17 protein-coding genes and 1 pseudogene are annotated in these 23,435 nt (G+C 52.2%); all 18 read left to right on the top strand.

The features are described from left to right. Positions 1-28 precede the first annotated feature (28 nt). The 18 genes and pseudogenes from CBW46_RS04370 (at position 29) to CBW46_RS04285 (ending at position 23,348) form a co-directional block, all read left to right on the top strand. Complete coding sequence (locus tag CBW46_RS04370; RefSeq protein WP_089198804.1) at positions 29-1,474, top strand: CoA-acylating methylmalonate-semialdehyde dehydrogenase; 1,446 nt, start codon at positions 29-31, stop codon at positions 1,472-1,474. A gap of 135 nt (positions 1,475-1,609) precedes the next feature. Continuing rightward, positions 1,610-2,485 carry a class II fructose-1,6-bisphosphate aldolase gene (gene fba, locus CBW46_RS04365; RefSeq protein ID WP_089198803.1) on the top strand — a complete coding sequence of 292 codons (876 nt, stop codon included), beginning with the start codon at positions 1,610-1,612 and terminating at the stop codon, positions 2,483-2,485. Beyond that, positions 2,485-3,528 (top strand): inositol 2-dehydrogenase, encoded by a 1,044-nt coding sequence (iolG, locus tag CBW46_RS04360; RefSeq protein ID WP_089198802.1) that lies wholly within the window; start codon positions 2,485-2,487, stop codon positions 3,526-3,528. The genes fba and iolG overlap by 1 nt, the downstream gene beginning before the upstream one ends. 25 nt (positions 3,529-3,553) lie before the next feature. Further along, positions 3,554-4,375, top strand: a complete 822-nt coding sequence (gene iolB, locus CBW46_RS04355) for a 5-deoxy-glucuronate isomerase (protein WP_089198801.1) — start codon at positions 3,554-3,556, stop codon at positions 4,373-4,375. Positions 4,376-4,465: 90 nt separating this feature from the next. Then, positions 4,466-5,500, top strand: a complete 1,035-nt coding sequence (locus tag CBW46_RS04350) for a LacI family DNA-binding transcriptional regulator (RefSeq protein ID WP_089198800.1) — start codon at positions 4,466-4,468, stop codon at positions 5,498-5,500. 125 nt (positions 5,501-5,625) lie between these two features. After that, the gene (locus CBW46_RS04345) at positions 5,626-6,564 is read left to right on the top strand and encodes a sugar phosphate isomerase/epimerase family protein (protein ID WP_089198799.1); all 939 of its coding nucleotides are present in this window, start codon (positions 5,626-5,628) and stop codon (positions 6,562-6,564) included. Positions 6,565-6,585: 21 nt separating this feature from the next. Next, entirely contained in the window at positions 6,586-8,814 is a 2,229-nt protein-coding gene (locus CBW46_RS04340; protein ID WP_089198798.1) for a helix-turn-helix domain-containing protein, read from the top strand. Positions 8,815-9,135: 321 nt separating this feature from the next. Beyond that, on the top strand, positions 9,136-10,746 hold the full coding sequence (locus tag CBW46_RS04335) for an extracellular solute-binding protein (RefSeq protein WP_243633166.1): 1,611 nt from the start codon (positions 9,136-9,138) through the stop codon (positions 10,744-10,746). 133 nt (positions 10,747-10,879) lie between these two features. Next, a complete protein-coding gene (locus CBW46_RS04330) occupies positions 10,880-11,722 on the top strand; it encodes an ABC transporter permease (RefSeq protein ID WP_243633207.1) in 843 nt (280 codons plus the stop codon). A 31-nt stretch (positions 11,723-11,753) separates the two neighbouring features. Beyond that, the gene (locus CBW46_RS04325) at positions 11,754-12,626 is read left to right on the top strand and encodes a carbohydrate ABC transporter permease (RefSeq protein ID WP_089198796.1); all 873 of its coding nucleotides are present in this window, start codon (positions 11,754-11,756) and stop codon (positions 12,624-12,626) included. Positions 12,627-12,632: 6 nt separating this feature from the next. Next, complete coding sequence (locus CBW46_RS04320; RefSeq protein ID WP_089198795.1) at positions 12,633-14,402, top strand: hypothetical protein; 1,770 nt, start codon at positions 12,633-12,635, stop codon at positions 14,400-14,402. A gap of 213 nt (positions 14,403-14,615) precedes the next feature. Beyond that, a complete protein-coding gene (locus CBW46_RS04315; RefSeq protein WP_089198794.1) occupies positions 14,616-15,512 on the top strand; it encodes an aldo/keto reductase in 897 nt (298 codons plus the stop codon). 175 nt (positions 15,513-15,687) lie between these two features. Continuing rightward, positions 15,688-16,416 carry an MOSC domain-containing protein gene (locus CBW46_RS04310; protein ID WP_089198793.1) on the top strand — a complete coding sequence of 243 codons (729 nt, stop codon included), beginning with the start codon at positions 15,688-15,690 and terminating at the stop codon, positions 16,414-16,416. 386 nt (positions 16,417-16,802) lie between these two features. Beyond that, a pseudogene (locus tag CBW46_RS04305) lies at positions 16,803-18,656 on the top strand (rhamnogalacturonan lyase); the annotation flags it as partial. Positions 18,657-19,267: 611 nt separating this feature from the next. Beyond that, positions 19,268-21,271, top strand: coding sequence for a methyl-accepting chemotaxis protein (locus tag CBW46_RS04300; protein WP_089198792.1), 2,004 nt, complete (start codon positions 19,268-19,270; stop codon positions 21,269-21,271). A 160-nt stretch (positions 21,272-21,431) separates the two neighbouring features. Continuing rightward, complete coding sequence (locus tag CBW46_RS04295) at positions 21,432-22,073, top strand: GntR family transcriptional regulator (protein ID WP_089199320.1); 642 nt, start codon at positions 21,432-21,434, stop codon at positions 22,071-22,073. Between the two features lie 224 nt (positions 22,074-22,297). Beyond that, positions 22,298-22,492, top strand: a complete 195-nt coding sequence (locus CBW46_RS04290) for a hypothetical protein (RefSeq protein ID WP_089198791.1) — start codon at positions 22,298-22,300, stop codon at positions 22,490-22,492. Between the two features lie 133 nt (positions 22,493-22,625). Continuing rightward, positions 22,626-23,348, top strand: coding sequence for a metallophosphoesterase family protein (locus CBW46_RS04285; RefSeq protein ID WP_089198790.1), 723 nt, complete (start codon positions 22,626-22,628; stop codon positions 23,346-23,348). Positions 23,349-23,435: the final 87 nt, after the last annotated feature.

Genomic DNA, 23,435 nt, shown 5'->3' with positions numbered 1-23,435 from the left:
GAATATCGAAGAGGAGGAGAACTGCAGCATGCCACAAGCTCTAAAAAACTGGATCGGCGGCACATGGGCCGAATCGTCGGCTTCGCATAACGAGCCAGTGTTCAATCCGGCGACGGAGGAAATTTTGGCGTATGTGCCTTATTCAACAAAAGAGGACGTAGATCGTGCTGTTCAAACGGCAAAAGCAGCGTTACCGATGTGGAGTGGCACGCCGGTGCCACGGCGTGCTCGTGTCCTGTTTAAATATCAGCAGCTGCTGGTTGACCATTGGGAGGAGCTTGCTCAGCTAGTCACCAGAGAAAACGGCAAAAGCTATAACGAAGCGCACGGCGAGGTGCTGCGAGGGATAGAATGCGTGGAATTTGCTGCCGGAGCCCCAACGCTGATGATGGGCAAACAGCTGCCGGATATCGCGTCCAATCTCGAATCCGGCATGTATCGTTACCCGGTGGGCGTGGTCGGCGGCATCACTCCATTCAATTTCCCCATGATGGTACCCTGTTGGATGTTTCCGCTTGCCATAGCGTGTGGTAACACTTTCGTGCTGAAGCCGTCGGAGCGTACGCCGCTTCTCGCGAACCGGCTGGCCGAGCTGTTTCGAGAGGCGGGTCTGCCGGACGGGGTGCTGAACGTAGTGCACGGCGCCCATGATGTGGTTAACGGATTGCTCGAGCACAACGATGTGAAGGCAATTTCGTTCGTCGGCTCCCAGCCCGTGGCTGAATATGTGTACAAAACCGCTGCGGCGACCGGCAAACGCGTCCAGGCTCTGGCCGGTGCTAAGAACCATTCGATAGTGATGCCTGATGCCGATCTCGATCTGGCAGTGAAAGAAATTATCAACGCCGCGTTCGGATCCGCCGGTGAACGCTGCATGGCCTGCTCCGTCGTGGTCGCGGTTGGCGAGATCGGCGATACTCTGGTGAATAAGCTGGTGGCAGCGGCGGATCAGCTGGCCATTGGTAACGGACTTGATGACGGCGTATTCCTTGGTCCGGTGATACGTGAAGCGCACAAGGAACGTACGCTCAAATACATCGAAACCGGTGAAAAAGAGGGGGCCCTGCTGTGCCGTGATGGCAGAAAAGACAGCGCAGCTATGAATAATGGATATTTTGTCGGGGCCACCATCTTTGACCAAGTAAAATGCGGAATGAAAATCTGGGAGGACGAGATTTTTGCTCCCGTACTATCCGTCATCAGAGCCGACACGCTAGCGGAAGCGGTAGAGATGGCAAACCGATCGGAATTCGCGAACGGGGCCTGCATTTTTACACAGAGCGGCAGCAGCGTGCGGCAATTCCGGGAGACGATTGATGCCGGCATGTTGGGTGTGAACCTTGGCGTGCCCGCGCCAATGGCGTTCTTCCCGTTTTCCGGCTGGAAGAAGTCATTCTATGGCGACCTGCATGCAAACGGTGCTGATGGCGTGGAGTTTTATACCCGCAAAAAGATGGTCACAGCGCGCTGGTAGCTTCAGCGGCTGTTAGAACGGGTCATTTAAGATGGCAAGGGTCTCAGCGGCTGGCAGACTTTATCATCGAGATAACAGCGGCCTTTAGAAGCTGGCGGGGTGCTATAACCAAAGCCGACCAAAGGAGATGGAAACATGGCACTCGTGTCAATGAAGGAAATGCTGAATCAGGCGTTGGCAGGACGCTACGCGGTGGGGCAGTTCAATTTAAACAATCTTGAGTTTGCCCAAGCTATCCTGCTGGGAGCGCAGGAAGAAGAGGCCCCGGTAATACTCGGAGTGAGCGAGGCGTACATTCCATATATGGGCGGGCTGCCCTGCATTGCGGGTATGGTGAATGCTTTGGTGGAGCATTATCGCATTACTGTTCCGGTCGCATTGCACCTGGACCACGGCTCCACCTACGAACTCTGCATTCACGCGCTCCACGCCGGCTTTACCTCGGTAATGATCGACGCATCGCATCACGCGCTGGAGGAGAACATCCACATCACCGCTTGCGTCACTCAGGCCGCCCACGCACTTGGCGCCACCGTCGAAGCCGAGCTGGGCCGGATCACCGGCAGGGAGGACGATCTGGTGGTCGACGACGCGGAGGGCATGTACGCTGTGCCGGCGGAATGCGTGCAGCTGGTGCAAGCCACGGGAATCGATTGTCTGGCGCCGGCGCTTGGCTCGGTGCATGGGCCGTATCGCGGCCAACCCAGACTGGGCTTCGAGCGCATGGATGAGATTCGCAGACTCACAGGCTTGCCACTGGTGCTGCATGGCGGCAGCGGCCTTCCGGACGACGAGCTCAGGCAGGCCATCTCGTGCGGCACCGCCAAGATCAATGTGAACACAGACAATCAAATGGCATGCACGGCGGCCATTCGAAGCTATCTCCACGACCATCCGGAGGCCTATGATCCGCGCAGCTATCTGGTGCCGGCGCGGGAAGCAGTGAAGCAATCGGTGAAAGCGAAAATCCGGCTGTTCGGCAGCTCCGGAAAAGCTGGAGGGGACAACTAATGGAACGGGTCAAAATCGGAGTGATCGGAGCAGGCAGAATCGGCAAAATACACATAGATAATTTATTACGGCTGCCTCAGGTGGAAGTCGCCGCTATCGGCGACCTTTTTGCCGGACCGGAGCTGCTCGCGTGGGCTGCTCAGAGAGGGATTCATAGCGTGACGCAGGATGCCAGTGCCGTGATTAATCACCCTGACATCGCCGCGATTTACATCTGTTCATCTACGGACACGCATGTTCCGTTGATTACACGCGCGGCGCAAGCTGGCAAGCACATTTTCTGTGAAAAACCTGTCAGCATGGACATCGCGCAGACCGAAGAAGCGCTGCAGGCAGTTCGCCGTGCTGGCGTGCAGCTGCAGGTCGGGTTCAACCGCCGCTTTGACCATAACTTTAAACGGGTACGTGAGCATGTCCTGGCGGGAGCGATCGGGGAACCCCATATCGTGAAAATCACCTCGCGCGACCCGAATCCGCCGCATAACGATTATATTAGAGCTTCGGGCGGCATTTTCATGGATATGATGATCCACGACTTTGACATTGCCCGCTACGTTTGCGGCAGCGAGGTGGAGGAAGTCTACGCACAGGGAGGCGTGCTGATTGATCCCGTGTTTGCCGAGCACGGCGATATAGACACGGCGGTCGTCACGCTCCGCTTCAGCAATGGCGCACTTGGCGTAATAGACAACAGTCGCCGGGCGGTCTATGGGTACGATCAACGCGTGGAGGTGTTCGGCACCAAAGGCAGCGTGTCCATAGCAAACGACCATCCCAACACGGCGGAACTTAGTACGGCCGAAGGCATTGTGCGCGAGAAGCCATTGTACTTTTTTCTTGAACGTTACAGTGAAGCATATATGGAGGAGACACGCATTTTTGTCGACTGCCTTGTCAGCGGTAAGCCGGTCCCGGTGGACGGCGGCGACGGACTACAGGCCGAGCGTATTGCTTCAGCCGCGAAGCTCTCACACCGTTTGGGCCGGCCTGTGAAGCTCGCGGAAATCGGTGCGCAGTTGGAACAAGCGTCAGCCGGCGAATGAATAATCGTGCGAGGAGATTTGCGCTATGACGAAACTTATTGTTAGACCACACCCGGACCCGGATGGCGAAGGCAGAGTTCTGTCGATCACGCCGGAGTCGGCTGGATGGGAGTATGTCGGCTTCGAATTGCTGCGACTCAGTGAGGGCCAACAATTGTCTAGGGAGACCGGCTCGCAGGAAATTTGCCTCGTGATATTAAGCGGAATAGCAGATGTCTCGACAAAGAACGGGGAATGGTGCGGCATTGGAAAACGCATGAGCGTGTTTGAACGCACTCCGCCGTATTCGGTATATGTGCCCAACGGTGACAAATACGACATTCATGCACTAACGCAGCTGGAGGTCGCCGTGTGCGCAGCGCCTGGTCGTGGCAACCACTCTGCAAGGTTAATTGCTCCGGAACAGGTGGGTGCGGAGATCAGGGGCGCCGGCAGCATCGAACGCCAAGTGCATAATATACTGCCTGAGAACGAGCCGGCCGACAGCTTGCTTGTTGTGGAAGTGTTTACGCCGAACGGACATTGGTCCAGTTATCCGCCGCATAAACATGACCGTGACTCGCTCCCGGATGAATCCATGTTGGAGGAAACGTACTACTTCCGCGTGCAGCCTGACCAAGGTTTCGCGCTGCAGAGAGTTTACACCGACGACCGCTCGCTAGATGAGACGCTTGTTGTGAAAGATGGCGAGGCGGTGTTGGTGCCTGAAGGCTACCATCCTGTGTCCGCGCCTCCAGGCTATGACGTCTACTACTTGAATGTAATGGCGGGTCCGAAACGCACCTGGAAATTTCACAATGATCCGGACCATGAATGGATTATGACAGCGTCTCATACGAGCCGGTAGGCAATGACCAGGTTGCAACTTTATCTCCGTGTCATCATAATAGAAGCAGCTAAACGGACTTTCATAAGCAAACACGGGCGGGGATGAACGATGAGAGCAACCATATATGATGTCGCGCGGGAGGCGGGTGTATCTATAGCCGCAGTTTCCCAAGTTCTTAACGGAAAAGGAAAAATCAGCGAGGAACGCCGCAACGAAATTTTTCGCGTGATGGCGAAGCTCAACTTTCAGCCGAGCGTGATTGCAGCAGCATTGACCGGCAAAAAAACATACACTCTGGGGCTGCTCGTACCGGACATATCCAATCCCTTCTTTGCGGAAATAGCTAGAGCGGTTGAGGATCAAGTGCACGGCCTCGGTTACAGCCTCATGATTTGCAGCACGGATAACAAGGATGACCGGCTGGAACGGTACTTAACGCTTCTGCAGCAAAAAAGTGTCGACGCCGTTATTATCGGTACCGGGATCCAAGATACGCAGATGTTGGCTCCGCTGCTGTCTAAGGGAATGCCTACCGCTATGATCGCCCGCGAGACGCCGAACATGGACGTGACCACCGTCGTTGCCAATGATTTTGCCGGCGGCGCGGCGGCGGCCCGCCATCTGCTGGCTTTAGGGCATACACACATAGCTGTAGTGGCGGAGCGGTCGAGAGTGCGCAGCAGTCTGGAACGGATACGGGGGGTGCGGCACACGTTGGTGGAGGCCGGACTTTCATTGCCCGATGACCTGGTGAAGTATAGCGGTGACGCACTGATCAAGGACGGTAAATATAAGGCTATGGAGCTGCTCCAGTGCGAAGAAGCGCCTACCGCGATCTTTTGCTGCAATGATTTGCTCGCCATTGGGGCTCTGCAGGCTGCAAAGGATTTAAGCATTCGCGTACCTGAGGATTTATCTATCGTCGGCTTCGACAACACCATTCTTGCCGCCGTCGCGGATCCACCATTAACCACAGTGGCGCAGCCGACGGATGTGATGTGTAAAACCGTCGTCGAGCTGCTGATGCAGCAATTAAAACATCAATCGCCGGTAAACAGGCGGATCGTTCTGGAACCGGAACTAGTCGCACGGCAGTCGACATCCGCGCCGCGGGCGTCTAATACGGGTCACCAGACTACGTGATACAAAGGAACAGAGGTGTGTAGCTTGTGTATGCCTCTGTTCCTATTGCGCTATTTTTGAAAGCGCTTTATATTTACTTGTGGTGCGCCATCCGCGCGTCCGAACAATAGGAGGGGGCTAGTTTTATGGATAAAGGAGACTACTCATTCTCAACTTGCTGGAACATCAAACGCCATACCGCAGGGCGGAGCATGATCGAGGAAATTAAGTCGCTTGGCTTTCACAATGTGGAGTTAAACTACAACGTGGACGACCAATTGCTGACTACGATCGAGCCGATGGTGGAACGGGGAGAGATCCGGATTTCCAGCGTACATAATGTGTTCCCGTTCGTTACAGATAAAGAATACGATACTGACTCCGTGATGCTTGGTTTCGACGATGAAGCGAAGCGCAGCCGCTCGGTGGAGCTGTTGCTCCGTTCGATGGAATACGCTCAGCGTTACGGCGTGAAAGCCGTGGTTGTACACCCGGGCGAAGTGCCATTTACTAGCAACATTGATGCCGAACTAAAACAACTGTATCGCGAACGAGGCAAGGATTCGGAAGCCTATCGCACACTTTGGCAGACGATGATGGAGCGCAGGCAAAGTTTGAGTCCGCATTACTTGGATCGAATACAAAAGAGCCTAGAGCAGGCCTGCGAGCACGCGGCGAGAAAAGGATGGAATGTCACCATAGGTATTGAGACGCGTTCGCGGTGTTATCAGATGCCGACGCTGCAAGAAGCCGAGCTCTTATGCGAGCGGCTGAACGGCAGCGGCGTGAAGCTCTGGTTTGATATTGGTCACGCGATGATGATGGAGCGGATGGGGCTCTACAACACTGATGGTGAGCTTGACCGGGTCAAACACCATGTTTTCGGTGTGCACATCCACGAAACGCTGGAGTTATCCGACCATTGGTGCCCCTACATACATAGCAAGGATCTAAGTTATTTTGATAAATTTTTGGATATCATCCGTCGGGCGGAGGTAAAGGTGTACGAATTAAAAGCTGCTTGCCGGGCAGAAGAGATTCACGCGAGCCATGAGCTAATCACCGGCAAAATGCAGGCACAGTGAAGATGCAAGGATGGTGCAAAGATGCAAAGAACATGGTACAAACGGATGCTTCTATCATTTTTTCCACTGTTATTGGTTACCATCTCAGCTATCATTTTCATTTCCTTTCTTGTGGTGAGCGAGATTTCCATGAAACAAGCGGAGAAGGCGAATCGGATTTCCACGAATTATGTCGTGGATGTACTGCAGTCTACTGTGTTAGACATTGAGAGCAGGGTGTTGAAGGAAATAGAAACAAACCCCCGTATCGCTGATTTCATGACTAAAAATCCGGCGGAGGACATGCGGCTCACTCAGTACTACCTGTCAAATGAGATCCAGAAGATCGTGGAAAACAATCCCTACGTGCATTCGATCTATTTATACCGGGCGGATGATGATCGCGTGCTCACCCAAAGTTTTCTCTCCAATGCGGGGGGATTCACCGATCAGTCATTCATTCGCCAGACATGGAGCACGGATTATAACCCTTCGTGGTCCCCACAGCGCATGTACACAGATTCTTCTCTCACTCCTGCCGAGAGGGTGATAACGCTCAGCAAACGCACCCCGCTGCCGCTCGGGAGCCAAGGGTTGGTGGTGGTGAACGTAGATGTTAAACGGCTGCTGAGCATTGTTGATGGCATGCTGAATCAGGAGCTTAGCGCGTTGAAGATCAGCGATTCGTCCGGCACCGTTCTTTATGCGGCGGGGGAGGACGACGGTGCCAATCACGCCGGCAGCATGAGCAGCCTGATGGACTCAAGCGTACTCGGCTGGACGTTTGAAAGCGGCTTGCGTGCCGGACAGTTATTCGGCTGGGTGTCAGTGATCTCCTACATTTGGATTATTATTGCGGCCCTGATTGTGGTGGCGAGTATGATTGCCGCAGTGTATGTTTTTAAACGAAATTACAAACCCGTCGAGCTCATCATGGAACGGATTCAGCAGTATCAGCTGCGCAATCTGCAAAAAACGAAAGGATACGACGAGTTCTCTTTTATAGAAAAAGCATTGGAGAGCTTAGCACAGCAGACGATGGATTATGAGAGGAAGCATCAGGAGGATGTCCACGTACGCCGTAAACAATTCATACGCGATTTGCTTGAGGGGCAGCGCACAGTCACCGCGGCCGAGTGGTCGGACAACGCAGCATCGTTCAAACTGCCGCATTCGTTTCAGCGAGCGGTCGTTGCAGTGATGGAGATTGACAAGTTTTCCGAGTTTCAGACCGTGTATCCGCTGCGGGACCAGAATCTATTGAAGTTCGCACTGACCAACGCGGTGCATGAATCTGTGCAGCAGGAACACCGGCATGCGTGGGCAGAATGGCTGTCCAATGACCGGATGGTGTTGATCTGCTCATTTGAGAAGTCAGGCGATAACGAAGAAGAGCGACTCGCACAGCTGCTGACCGAGTTCTCCCGTTGGGTGCCTGAGAACCTCAAATTTTCCGTTACTATCGCGTTAGGAGCAATGCACCACGGTCTGGACGGTATTCAGACTTCTTTCCGTCAAGCTCTGCACGCTCTGCAATACAAGCTGTTGTTGGGCGAGGAGAAATTGATTCATTATTTCAGCCGCCCAACCAGAACCGGTGCGGAGCTGCCCAAATACTATTTGCGCATCGCGGAGTCTGTGCAGCATTTCCGTATGTTAAACGACACATGGTGGGATGAGACGGAGGCAATCTTTCAGCATGTCCGCGACGAACTGTTGACCGACGAAGAGATACGTGCCGTTATGCGGTACTGGATTCATCTGTTGCAGACAGAATTTCAGGATTGCGGACACGAACGCAGCGGTCCTGACGTCCAAGCGTTGGTGGGAAGTCTACACACCGTGGTCAACACAGCGGGACAATGGGAAGAGCTCGCCTCCGCCTTCTCCGGGCAGCTCACCGGTTTTTATCGGACTTACCATTTATACCGGTCATCACGCAAGCACCGTCAAATTTTGCTAGGCATGCGCGAATACATCGAAAAGAATTATGCGAACCCCGAGCTGTCGTTAATCCACTTAAGTGAGAAGTTCGATATTAGTGCCAAGTACGCGAGCCAGTTATTTAAGGACGAGTATGGCATCAATTTCGTGGATTTTCTGGTTCAGCTGCGAATGCAAGAAGCGAAGAATCGACTGCACTTGACGGATGAATCGATCAATGGGATAGCCGTTAGAGTTGGTTATACCAACGCAGTGTCTTTTGGGCGTATGTTCAAGAGAGTGATCGGTGTTACTCCGGGAGATTATCGCAAGCTGAAGCAAACTTAAAAGTCTGGGGAGCCGCCAACGGGTACCAGACTTTTTTTGTTTTGCCATCCGATAGCGTGCGTTAGCCGACACTCCAACAGAGCCACCGCCCGCCTCCAGGATTGACTGAATTGGCTAACGGATATCGGCACAGACGCGGAATCCGGTTGGGTTAACAACCGCGAAAACCACTCTGGACCAGACTTTCGGATTTGAGCTTGGGCAGCAGAATCTTGCTTATTGCACAATATTGCCGTACCAAGATATAACCGAATTGACACCACACTCACGGGCTGTGGCAGATAGTTCCAAGTTCCATAAGGATAAAAAGGAGGGTTAGTTATGACACAAGGTTTTCATCAAAAGTTCGGCGCTCCCTTACTGCCGCTGGTCATGGCATTGGGCATACTGTCTGGTTGTTCAGGCGAAGGGTTTGAAAGCGCATCCAAGTCGTCAGAGAGCGGCGGGTCTGCTACCGGCAAAGACACAGTTACACTGAGAATTGAAGTGTTTGACAGAGGTAATGCACCGAGCGGTTTGGCGGCGAACAAAAACGCCCTAACAGATTACGCACAGGAGCATTTCGGCACCCCGAATAACATCAAATTGGAATATGTGCCGGTGCCCCGCACGCAGGAAACTGAAAAGCTCAACGTCATGCTCGCCGCCAACGAGGCGCCGGATATTGTGTTTACCTATGATTCCAATCTTGTGTACAAGTACGTAGAACAAGGCGGATTGACCGAAGTAGGCCAGATGCTGAATGAGCACGGCAAAAACCTGAAGCAGTTTCTTGGCGGCAAAACGCTCGAGTACGGCTATTTCAAAGACGGTCAATATGCGATTCCATCGAAACGGGTGAGTATCGGCAAATACGCATCATTTATCCGGAAAGATTGGCTGGATCAACTCGGAATGCCTGTACCGCAGTCCACGGCGGAAGTCTATAACACACTCAAGGCATTCAAGGAAAAAGATCCGGGCAACACCGGCGGGCAAGTCGTACCGTTAGGATTCTCGCTCACCCCGGCCTCGTACGAGCCGATTATTTGGGCCTTCATTCGGAAAACGTCGGATGAGGAACGAATAACCAAGATCCAACAGTTAAGCTCGCGAGACTATCCTACCTTACTGCCAGGACACAAAGAAGGCGTGCAGTTTTTGAATAAGCTGTACAACGAAGGCTTGATGAGCGCGGACTTTTCACTCGATAAGGACAAAAAGAAACTGAATCAGGACGTCATGACCGGGAAAACAGGAATGTTCAGCGAAGACGCGGTAAATCCGTTGAAGTCGACGCCTGGCGTATACACCAATTTGCAAAAAAATGTCCAAGGAGCCAAGCTGCAGCCGATCGACCCGTTCACCAACGAAGACGGCAAGCACGTGAAGCCGATCTATGAACCTGCGGGCATGTATATTATGATTCCGAAAAGCAGCAAACGTGCGGTAGAAGCTATCAAATACTTGGATTGGATGGCGCAGAAGGATGTTCTCTTTTTCCTGCAAAACGGCGAAGAGGGGAAGCATTACACGATGGAAAACGGTATCCCGGTTGGCCTCGACAATGAAGATACCAAGAACAGAAACTTCAATAACGGTGATATTGTCATCATCAGCAATGGACGCGATTTCGGCGAGCCGGTGAAGAACAAGGAAGGCAACGTGGTAGCGATCGAGAAGAAGGAATTCTGGGATGATGCGCGCCGGATCCAAGACATTATTGAAACGGATGGAATTCCGCCGATCAGGTTCCCGAAGCCGATTCCGGCACAAGTGAAATACGGAAGCTCACTGCTGGAGAAATATCACGAGCTGCTGGTTAAAAGCATACTCGCCAAACCGGCAGATTTTGACAAAGTGTACGAGGCGGCTTTAAGCGATTATATGAGCAGCGGCGGCGAGGCAATTCTGAAAGACAGGCAGGCGGCGTATGCGGAAATGAAGAAATAAAGGGGGTGCCGATATGACAACCAGCTCCGTGGATCCGGCAGCGCCTACCATAACCGCGGCTCGACCCGCTCGGCCGAAGAACCATCAGTATTATCGAAGACATTGGCAGCTTTATGCGCTGCTCGGGTTGCCTATGCTCTATTTTCTTTTATTCAAATACGGACCGATGTACGGCGTATTAATAGCCTTCAAGGACTTCAACTTTTTTCAGGGAATTTGGGCGAGCAAATGGATCGGGTTGGACACGTTCGAGGAAATTTTCAAGCGCCGTGATTTTTACATCGCACTGAGAAATACGTTTATGTTGAATTTTCTTGATCTCATCGTTTCTTTCCCTGCGCCGATCGTGTTAGCCATCATGCTGCATGAACTGAAGGTCAGCTGGTTTAAAAAGGTGTCCCAAGCGGTGCTTTACCTGCCGCATTTTATTTCCTGGGTCATTATCGGCGGTATCGTTTATCAGGTGTTCGCCACCAACACGGGGATCGCCAATCTGCTGCTGATGAAGATGGGCCTGCCGGCAATACCTTTCTTATCGGACAAAAATTACTGGCTGCTCACGTATTTGGGGACTGGCGTCTGGCAAAGCGCAGGATGGGGGACGATTATTTATTTGGCGGCGCTGACGGGGATTAACAAGGAGCTTTACGAAGCGGCTGAAGTGGATGGGGCCGGCCGCTTCACCAAGATCCGGTACATCACTGTGCCCGGGTTGAAGCCCACCATCATCACGCTGCTGATCATGAATCTTGGGCACATGATTCAAATCGGTTTCGAGCGGCCCTATGTCATCGGGAATGTGACTGTGCGGGAGTATTCTGAGGTGCTGAGCACGTTCGTCTACAAGATCGGGCTGCAGTCAGGCGAATATTCGTTGGCCACGGCCGTTGGATTTTTCCAGGCGGTTGTCGGGCTAGTGTTCATCCTGTCCGCCAACTGGATCGCGAAGAAGACGACCGAGCAGAGCATCCTGTAACAGTGCCGGTTACGGAAAGGAGTTGTCGAATATGACAATCGCAACGAAAAACCGGATCATAGACAGCGTGAACTTCGCCTTGATTTTGCTTATTTCGTTCTTATGTCTGGCACCGTTCTTGCATATCCTAGCCATCTCGCTTAGTTCGAATAATCCGATCATGTCGGGCAAAGTGCTGCTGTGGCCCATTGAAGTGAGCTTCGAGGCGTACAGCAAAGTGTTCGAGGACCAATCCATGTACCGTTCCATGGTGTTCACGGTGGCGCTTACCCTGTTGTATACGTTGATCAGCATGGCGATGACCATAGCAGCGGCATATCCATTGATGCGGACCGATCTCAGGGGAAGGAAACTATTTATGTTTATCATTGTCGTGACGATGTTTTTCAGCGGCGGTATTATTCCCGAATATATTCTTATAAAAAATCTGCATTTGACCAATTCGATGTGGTCACTGATCCTGCCCGTGATGATTAATCCGTTTTATTTGATCATTATGATTACATTTTTTCAATCCATACCGCGCAGCTTGGAGGAGTCGGCTGAAATGGACGGGTGCAGCCACATAGGGACGTTAAGTAAAATCATCGTGCCTTTGTCGCTGCCGGTGATCGCCACATTGAGCTTGTTTTACGCAGTCAACCGCTGGAACGGTTTCATGGACAGCTTGTTCTATATCACGAGTCCGGAATATTATCCTCTGCAGCTAAAGCTGTATCAATTAATCGTAAATAACATGGCCAACGATTTGCTGCAGATGGAAGGGACACGGATGGTGCAGCTGCTTCCTGAGAGCCTGAAGGCAGCGAGCGTGATGTTCGCTACCGTTCCGATCCTGCTTGTGTATCCTTGGCTGCAGCGGTATTTCGTGTCAGGCATCATGCTTGGCGCAGTGAAGGGATGAGAAGCTATGGCCACAATCAACAGTTCACGAGAAGTCGACCGGCAGATTTACGAGAGAATCGTGGCGCTCAATGACAACTGGGTAGACACACTAGTCACCCGGCAGGTGCAGGATCCTGAGAGCCGGCATTACGGAGGGATAAAAGGGGAACAGACCGGCGTGCCCAGCCCGACTCACGGCGGGACGGCCGGTAATATTGCCACGTTCGCCGCAGCACTGGTGAATCCGGATTCACGCTATTATCACCATCCCGCCTTGCTTCAAGTATTGGAGCTGGCCGTGCAGTATATGTTAAACCGGCAGCACCCGGACGGCACGATATCCCTGGGAAGCACCAACTACAATTCACCTCCGGACACGGGTTTTGTAGTCGTCGGCTTGGCTCAAGTGTACCACGTGCTGAAGGGGCATTCTTGGTCTTACGTGCAGCCCGCGGCGCTGAATGTGAAGCATTTTTTGGAGCGGGCTGTACCTGCTATGCTGACGGGGGGATGCCATACTCCGAATCACCGTTGGGTAATGTCGGCAGCGCTCGGGCAATTATTTCAAATCTTTGGACTCGCCGGGTTGGTTGCCCGGGCTGATGAGTGGCTGGCTGAGGGCATTGATTGCACGGCGGATGGGGAATGGTCGGAGCGAAGCAACGGCATTTACAACACCGTCAGCGACGTGATGCTCTATTATACGGCTAAGACGCTGGACAGACCGGAGTTGCTGGATCATGTCCGGCGCAACCTGCACATGATGATGTACCTGATTCATCCGAACGGCGAGGCAGTGACTGATTATTCCGGTCGCCAAGATTTCGGTCAGACTGTAGCATTGGCGGAATATTTTGTGGTGAGCCGTCTTATGGCAGCCCACGATCGGGATCCGCAGCTGGCTTCGATGTCGGATCTGGCAGGGGCAACTATGGCGCGAATGGGGCCTGTGAACAATCATGCGATGCTGGGCTATTTGATGTTTCCCCAAATCCAACTGCAGGATTTGCATCGCCAACCTTTGCCGGAGCAATACGTCAAAATTATAAATCGGAACCATCCGTATCAAGCGGACTTGCTTAAGATGCAGCAAGTGGGACATCATTCGCAGTTACAGCATAGTGCTGTTCACACTTCATTCGGCGCACCGATTGTACGGTGCAGGAGCGGCCGGACGAGCGCGACCATCATGACTAAGGCGGCATCGTTCTTCGCACTGCGCCACGGCGAGGCCAATTTCAAGGGCGTACAGCTCGTTACATCGTTTATGCCGGGAGTCGTGGAGATGGAAACATTGGACCAGCGGGATGGGGGCTACCGCTTAACAAGCTCCATGGAAAAAGGGTATAACGGCCCAATTCCGGCCGAGCTGCTGCCGGACAGTGCAAGGAAGCCGGTCAGCCCCTGGTACCTTCTGCCGCATCAGCATCGGCCGCTTACTCATGTGCAGCAGTTCTCCATGAAGGCACATATCATGCCGACTGAGGCGGGTTGGAGGATACGAATCGTTTCCGATGATCGTGAGGATGTGTACGCCCAGCTGCTGTTTAGCTTTGCTCGTAATGGACAAATTACCGGCCCTGGGGTCGAGCCGCTTGGCGAAGGCACCGCGTTCTGGCGTCACGGAAGTGTGCGCTTCGCTGCGGGCAGCGATTGGATTGAGCTGGACGGCGGCGGTCAGGACCATATTATTCGAACAATGCGGGGCGCACAGGCACCGATCGACTCTCACACACTGCTGGTGAACCTGCTGACTCCTTTCGAGCACACTTTCGAGCTGCGACTGTCCCGCTAATCTGCTAGTTCATCACATACATTATAGAAGACAGGCCTGCGCGCGGCCCTTCAGAGGCCGTGCACAACGCAAGCATACTGCTGCCAGATGAACTCCACCCACTTCCTGTCGCATAGATAGTTACCTTAAGTTCAGTACTTTTGCTTCGTTGCAAGCAGCATTATAATCGAAGGGAAACTATCAAATTATGGTCTTAATGGGAGGGCGTAGCAGATGGAGCGTAGACAATATGGTAACACGGATATGCAGGTGAGTGTGTTGGGATTCGGCGGATCCGAGATCGGTTATGAACAGGCTTCTCTGGCACAGGTTGAGCAACTTCTCGGCAGCGCGCTGGATGCAGGCTTGAACGTGATCGACACGGCTGAATGTTATAAAACTAGTGAAGAGCTGATCGGTAAGGCGGTGTCCCACCGGCGCGACGACTATTATTTGTTTACCAAATGCGGGCATGCTTCCGGATTCGACCTCCCTGACTGGGATCCTGTGCTTCTGGAACAGAGTATCGATCGCAGCCTGCGAAGGTTGAACACGGATTATCTTGACGTGATCCATCTGCACAGTTGTAGTGAGGAGGTTCTGCGCCGCGGCGAGGTGATCGAGGTGCTGCAGCGCGCGAAAGAGAAGGGAAAGACCCGTTACATCGGATACAGTGGCGATCACCAAGCAGCGCTGTACGCGGTACGGTGCGGTGCATTTGATTCATTGGAGACGTCGGTTAACATCGCAGATCAGGAGGCGATTGACCTCACTCTTCCGGATGCTGCCGAGCGGGGCATGGGCGTTGTTGTGAAGCGTCCGATCGCGAACGCTGCATGGAAGACCGGCCACAAGCCCATCAGCGAGTATGCACATACTTATTGGGAGCGCCTTCAATCGCTAGACTATGATTTCCTGAAGGCGGATTTAAGTGAATCCATCGCGACAGCATTGAGATTTACTCTATCGGTGCCGGGGGTTCATACGGCCATAGTCGGCACGGCCAACCCCGCACGTTGGGTCGAAAATGCGAGGCTGCTAGAGGCCGGTCCGCTGCCGGAGTCCGTCTATAACAGTATCCGAGAGCGTTGGAATGCGGTCGCCGGAAGCGACTGGATCGGCCAAGGGTGATTCCAGCGCACTCCGTTCGATTCCCGCAGCAATACGGCTGCGATCGTGCTTGTCGGCTCCCACAGCCATGCCGAGGTGACTGCTTTTTCACATATCGTCTCCGACGCGTGGCCCTACTCAACGCGCGTGCAAGTTTGCTACAATGAACTAAAACCGCGCAAAGGGGACATTTGGCATGTTAGTTGGAGAAGTGAGGGAAATCGTTCGGCACCCTGTCAAATCTTTTTACGGAGAGAGCGTGCCGACGACGACAATCGAACGCTATGGTTTATATGGCGACCGGAGTCATGCCTTTTTGGACGAAACACGGGACGGAAAATTTTTGACCGCGACTCAGCTGCCTGCCATGGTGGGCTACCGCGCACGATTTATGGATCCCGAGAGCCGGGAAGAATTTCCGGGAATCCAAATCACAAGCCCTGCAGGGCACACCTACCAATGGGGTGATGAGGCTCTCCTGAAGGAAATGGAAATGCTGTCAGGCAGACGCGTATCCGCCGTCCGATATACACCGGACAATGTGCCGGCAGGAGCTATTGAAGAAGAACATGTTTTAATCACCACCGACGCCTCTTTGGCGATGCTGCAGGAAACATGGGGAGACACGATCGACAACCGCCGTTTTCGAGGTAACATCTGCATCTCGCTGGATAACCGTCAACCTTTTCTTGAGGAGACGTGGTTTGGCAAACGGATGTCCATAGGCGGCACTGAGCTCAGAGTGAAACGGCATTGTGAACGCTGTATGATCATTAACATTGATCCGCAGACCGGCATGATCGATTCATCCTTGCTTAAGATCGTGGCACAGAGGCGGAACAATCATTTTGGTGTGTATGCCTCGGTGGTACAGACAGGCGAAATTCACGTAGGCGACAAGGTTTACATAGACGATGGAAGGTAAGTGTGTATTGATTAAATCCGCCGTATAACTTATGCGGCTTTTTTCATGTTCTATTTGGCCGGCATGTGTCCGAATAACACGGATCGACGTACGTTGGTCTTCAGTATTTTTCTGTGCGCTGCGATCAGCAATTCCCCGGCATTCGTACGTTTGTGGCGCATGAATACGAATAGCACTTTTTTGCCGGCAGAAAAGTACAATCGTGACGAATATGTCCTATTGCTGCGTCGGCCCGCTGGAAGTACATTTGAGGGGTCACCGTGTGGGGGGGATCCGGACACTGCAGCGGCGTGACAAATCCCATTATTAGGAGGAGTTCAGTGATGCACAATCAACGGCATTGGAGGCGCAAAGTGAAGAAAATCGGAGTTAGTGTACTTGTTTCTATGCAAATTGCTGTTTCATGGAGTTACTTGCAAGCGGTTCCATCCTATGCGGCAGAGTCAGCTTCCGCACCGCCTGCCGACACGAATCGACAGATGGAGTACCTGGATCGGGGGCTAGTGGCGGTGCCCACGGCGGACGGTGTGCTCGTCAGCTGGCGCTTCTTGGGGACGGAGCCGACCAATATTGCGTTCAACCTTTACCGCGACGGCAAAAAAGTAAATGCTGCTGTTATCACGGATAGCACAAACTTCTTGGATGTCGCGGGCACCGCGAGCTCCAGGTATAGCGTTAGAGCCGTCTTGGACGGCAAAGAGCAGCCGAGTGCCATGGCAGTTGGCGTATGGACGGGTCCATACCTTGACGTCCCTCTGCAGAAGCCAGCCGACGGCATTAATGCGGACGGTTCCACTTTCGCATATAACGCCAACGACGCGAGCGTGGGGGATTTGGACGGTGACGGGCAATATGAGCTGGTGCTCAAATGGGATCCGTCCAACGCCAAAGACAATTCGCAAAAGGGTGTCACCGGCGAAGTCTTCGTGGACGCATACAAGCTCGACGGCACGTTTTTATGGAGGATTGGCCTCGGCCGCAATGTTCGTGCGGGAGCACACTACACCCAGCTCATGGTTTATGATCTGGACGGAGACGGTAAAGCGGAGGTCGCACTGCGCACGGCAGATGGCGCCAAGGACGCCGCCGGCCGAGTGATCGGCGATGCCGATGCAGATTACAGGAATTCCGACGGCTATGTGTTGACCGGGCCGGAACATCTCACTCTGTTTGAGGGACAGACCGGGAAAGAGTTAATCTCCATTCCGTTCGAGCCCGCGCGTGGTAATGTTACGGATTGGGGTGACGGCTATGGCAACCGCGTGGATCGGTTTCTTGCAACCATCGCCTATCTCGACGGACAAAGGCCAAGTCTTGTCATGGCTCGAGGATATTACGCAAAAACCTCTTTGGTCGCATACAATTGGCGGGACGGCGAACTAAGTAAGCTCTGGGCGTTTGACAGCAAAGGCAATCCCGCGTATGAAGCTCAAGGGAATCATAACATCAGTGTCATTAATGTAGACGGCGATACAAAGGATGAAATCGTCTACGGGGCAATGACGTTGGATGACGATGGCAGTGTGTTGTACGCCACCCGGTTAGGTCATGGTGATGCGCTCCATGTCGGGGATCTCGATCCTGACAGACCCGGCAAGGAGGTATTCAAGGTGATGGAGCACAAAAACTCGCCGTATGGCGCCGCTGTGTGGGATGCTGCAACAGGACAGACGATCTGGGGCGTACACACAGGAACGGATACCGGCCGCGGCATGTCAGCTGATATCGACCCCAGATATAAAGGGGAGGAGCAGTGGGCCACCGGTGTGAGCGAGCATTCTGTCAAAGGCGAGGAGATCAGCGGTGCCACGCCAACATCAATCAATTTCGGAATCTGGTGGGATGGCGATCTGCTCCGGGAATTGCTGGATCATACCTTCGATACGAGCATAGGAGCAGGTACCGGTAAGATCGACAAATGGGACTATGTAAATAACAAGACCCAAAACATACTTACAGCCGCCGGAACTCTTTCGAACAACCATACTAAGGGTACGCCAAGTTTGCAAGCTGATATATTGGGGGATTGGCGCGAAGAGGCGATCTGGCGGACGGCGGACAGCAGGGCGCTGCGTATTTACACAACCACCGCCGTTACCGAATACCGCATTCCAACTCTGATGCACGACCCTGTTTACCGATTAGGAGTGAGCTGGCAAAATGTCGCTTACAACCAGCCCCCGCATACGAGCTTTTACTTGGGTGAAGGTATGGATCCACCGCCGGCGGCTAACATCTACGTCACCTACCCGGCAGACGTAAGCATAACGCCTAAAACCTTACACCTGAAAAATGAAGAGAGCGGACCGTCCGTTACCGCCCACATCGATTTGTCTAAATACAACGGAGCACGCACTGCGGTCGTAACTTCAGTCTCCTTGAGCGTGTACGGGGGCTCAGCCCAGGCGGAAGATATAAAAGGAGACAGCGCACAAGGTTTCAAAGCGATATTCGACCGTGACAGCGTAAGCCGAATGTTGTCCGGACAGAGCGGCAGCGTTGAACTCCACCTGAGAGGCCGTCTAGATGACGGGAGCTATTTCCAGGGCAGCGATACGATCCGGGTGAAGTAATAGAGTTTTTGTGAACATTGGCACTGCGTTCTAGCGAACGCAGTGTTTTTGTTATCTCCACACATCAGCTGCTGGATTATCCAACCTCTCTCGTGAAACCATGGGCAAAATGTTCTATACATCAGTTGACAGATTTTTCAAGCGAAGTATACTATAGGAACAAAGTATTATTTTTCACCAATATTGTAGACCAAGGTTGTTGATTTAGTGCTAAAATTCATTGTGGAGGGACAAACTATGTCGAAATTACTCGAAAAAAATACGGGGGTAGCCGCACCATGTCGAAATTTTTCAAGTTAAGCGATAGATCGATTAGATTCAAGCTGATCCTGCTGCTATTGACTCTATCGACTGTACCGTTGCTGGTTACCACGTTTTTCTCAATCAATTACTTTAGCCGCTTGGCGCAGGCGGACAACGCAGAGATGCAAAAAAATACCACCGACTTGTACATAGCACAAATCAACGAGTGGATTGAAAGCAAGGCTGCCAAGACCGAGACCTTGATCAAAAATCATCCGGAATTTAAGCAAGGAGACCCATCGCACATCCTGCCACTTCTTAAAACGTTGAAAGAGAGCGACGCGGAAATTCAGAATTACAATTTTTTAAACCCGGACGGTGTCGGCAAAGACATTTCGGGCGTACCTATTAATGTGGGCGACCGTGACCATTTCTTGAAAGCGAAAAACACGAAAAAGGTGGCCATCGGGGATATGGTCGTGAGCAAAGTGACCAACAAATATGTGTTCACCATTGACGTGCCCGTCCTTGATGATGCGGGCAATCTGGTCGGGGTGATTGTCTCGACGGTCTCGCCGGAAACGTTCTCCGTTTTAACGAATCGGATCAAGCTTGCACAGAGCGGGATTGGTTACCTTTTATCCGGCGGCGGCGACTACTACACATACCCGGAACAGGAGAGAATAGGCAAAAAGTTCGAGGAATTTGGAGCCAATGCGGATGCCCTGCACTTTCGGGACCTCGTTCTGTCAACTGATTCCGGAACAGCCAGTTATACCGACGACAATGGCGTGAAACTGCTCAACTATTACGGCACCATCCCGAATACGTCATGGAGACTGGTGGTGAGCGTGCCTGAGCGAGAAGTGTTGAATGAGGTAAATAGCACGAGAAATATAGCGATGGTCATTTTAGCTGTTGTATTAGTGCTCACCGCGGCGGTCTCCGTCTGGGTGTCCAGGTCTATTTCCGGGACGGTGCTCACTCTGTCGTCGTTCATGAAGCAGGCCGCCCAAGGAAATTTGACTGATCGGCTTGAGGTCAAGTCTCGGGACGAACTGGGGCAGTTGAACGCCAGCGTCAATGTGATGCTTGACTCGTTCTCCGCCATGGTGAAAAAAATCAATTCCTCTATCACTGTGGTCGCCAGTGCTGCTGAGCAGCTGATTGCGTCAACGGATGAGTCGTCCAAGCTCTCCGCGGAGATCGGAGCCTCAATCCACGAAATTGCAGCGGGCACCGGTACTCAATTGTCGGGGGCGGAGCAATCGGCTAGGGCGATGGAGGAAGTGGCCCATGGCATCCAAAGAATTGCTGAGTCATCAAGTACCGTGTCAGATCAGGCGTCCGGGGTCTATGAAGAAGTGGAGACAGGCAATAACGAAATTCAAGGCGCCATAGGGCAAATGAATGTCATTAGTGAATCGGCTAATCAAACGTCTAGAGTGCTGGATGCGCTTAACGCTCATGCAGCGGATATTGGCAGGATCATCGACTTAATTTCGGATATATCCAATCAAACCGCTTTGCTGTCCTTGAATGCTTCGATTGAGGCGGCGCGAGCCGGGGAGTCAGGCAGAGGCTTTGCGGTGGTCGCTAACGAGGTCAAAAAACTGGCGGAGCAAACCCGCCTCTCGGTCAACAGCGTGGCTGATCTAATTGAGCAAATCCAACGTTCCTCGGCAGAAGCAACACAATATATGAGTCAAAATAAGCAAGAGGTTGAAAACGGCATCGTCAAAATGCAGCACATTGATCAAACGTTTGGCAACATTCGCAGCTCCATTCTCCAAGTGTCCGAGCAGGTGCAGGAGATTTCCGCCGCTACACAGCAAATCTCCGCGGGCACTGAGGAAGTCACTGCCTCCATGGGGGAAATGGTTACGATTGCGAAAGATTCGGCAGATAACTCACAGCTAGTAGCCAGCCATTCGACGACACAAATGTCTTTTATGGAAGGCATCACCAAGTCCACACATTCCCTGAATGAGATGATGATAGAACTGAAGGAATTGGCAGCCGTATTCCAAGTGAAATAACGTCTTTTGTCATAGGCAGTGGGCATGACCATTACCGCGTTACCGGTGGTGGTCTTTTTTTTTGTTCGATTGACACTGTATTTGTGAAGGTGGTATATTTTTGTAAATCAAGATTGTCTAACATTGCACCAGACAAACGAAGAGCGAGGTTATGCAGACGATGAGCAGACAGACAGAGAGTGCCTATCAATATATGAAACAGAAAATACTTGATGGTACTTACAAACCTTCGCAAAAGCTGATAGAGAGCCAACTTGCAGAAGAAATCGGCGTAAGCCGCAACACGGTCAAAAAAGCTCTATTAAAATTGGAACAGGATAATCTGGTTAAGATAGAAAACAACAAAGGCGCGACGATCAAGTACTTTACGCTGGAAGAAGTGATCAATTATCTGGAGATACGGGAAGTGTTGGAAGGACTGGTGGCCGCCACAGCTGCCAAAACGATCACTGACGATGAATTAAACAGGCTTGAACAAACATTGGAACAGATGGCAATACACCTGCAAGACAACAACTTTGACGAGTACTCAGCGTTGAATAAACAATTTCATAGTATCATATATAAGGCGTCAAAAAAGGATCAGGCGGTTGAACTCATCAACATGATTAAAACGCAGCTGATCAGATATCAATTTCGGACCATTCTGGTTCCGGGACGAAACGAAAATTCGTTGATGGAACATAAGAGGATTTTGCAAGCGCTCATAGACCGTGACGAGGACGCAGCGGCGAACGCAGCGAAAGCTCACATTTATAACGTTAGGCAGACGATCGAGCGTAATTATCATTATTTAGTGTAAACAAGTGATTCAGAGCGGGGGGGTGATTGTAAACTCCCCGTCCTTTTTTGTGCTGATAATGTCGGCGGTTTTGTGTTGGATGCGGTGCTGAGTTTACTGAATAAAGGGGCCCGTATCCCAGTGTGCGGGCGAATCCGTGCTGTGATAGTTTTACCGAACCACTTGCTGGGAATAATAGAACTTGACGAGTAAGAAATTAGCTGCCACAGCCAGGAGGACTGTACATGAAAGCTGGGGATGAATTAGTGCACGATCGTGATTTTGAACAGGCTAAAAAACACGGGTATCCGGTGAAAGCGGTGCAAGACGATATGGTGGTTTATCCAGCGGGACGAGTCACTGCGTTTTCCGAACACCACGTTTCAATCGAGGGTAAAAGACTTCTCCGTTCTGCCAGTCACTTCGTGGTCGCCGAGTAGCTTTATTTTCATTTCGCACGGTCCCGTTGGTCGCACTATTGCCAAGCGGGACCTTTTTGTGTGGCATTAACCGGGCTTTGCAATTATGATTGATGTGGTAAGAAGCTATTTACTATTAGAAGGGAAGATTGCAGTGAAAATAGCATTCATTTCTGACATACATGGCAACGCCAGCGCGCTCGCAGCAGTGCTCCATGATACGCGCAGTAAGAGCGTTGACCAAATATGCGTGTTGGGCGATCTGTGTTACCGAGGACCGGCACCCAAAAGATCTCTGCATTTGATTCGAGCATTACAGAGCCGCGTTATCAAGGGAAATGCGGATGAATGGGTTGTCCGCGGCGTGCGGAGGGGAGAAGTGCGTGAAGACGCGATTGAAATGATGAACGTGGAACGTGATTGGACCGTATCGCAATTGGATCAGGAAGAGATAGATTATTTACATAACCTGCCGACAGAGCTGCATCTTAATGTCGAGGGCGTATCTATCAGCGCATTTCATGCCACGCCCGGCAGCTTGTTTGAGACTGTACCTCCCGATGCGGACGATGCTGCGATGCGACAGAAACTCATGTCGGCCGCGGATACGGATGTGTACGTGTATGGCCATATTCACAAGCCGTTCGTTCGATACATGCACGGTAAAATTATCGTGAATACCGGAAGCGTGGGCCTGCCATTCGATGGTATGACCAAAGCTTCGTATGCCATCGTGCAGGTGGAACAGGGCAGAGTAGGCACGTCCATAGAACGCGTACCATTCGCGGCCGAAGATGTAATCCGTGAATACGAAGAAGTACGGTATCCCAATGCACAAACGATGGCACGGATAATTCGTAACGGCCGTGTGATGTGACCGCATTCAGCCGATGCCGCAGCAGAATTGCGTCACCGCAAACGGGGAATCATAGGAAAAACACGATAGGGTGAGGAGTACGAATTC

The sequence above is a fragment of the Paenibacillus xerothermodurans genome (assembly GCF_002220865.2).
Taxonomy (GTDB): domain Bacteria; phylum Bacillota; class Bacilli; order Paenibacillales; family NBRC-103111; genus Paenibacillus_S; species Paenibacillus_S xerothermodurans.
The sequence above is the reverse complement of the archived record's forward strand: the minus strand, read 5'-3'. Positions and strand labels throughout refer to the sequence as shown.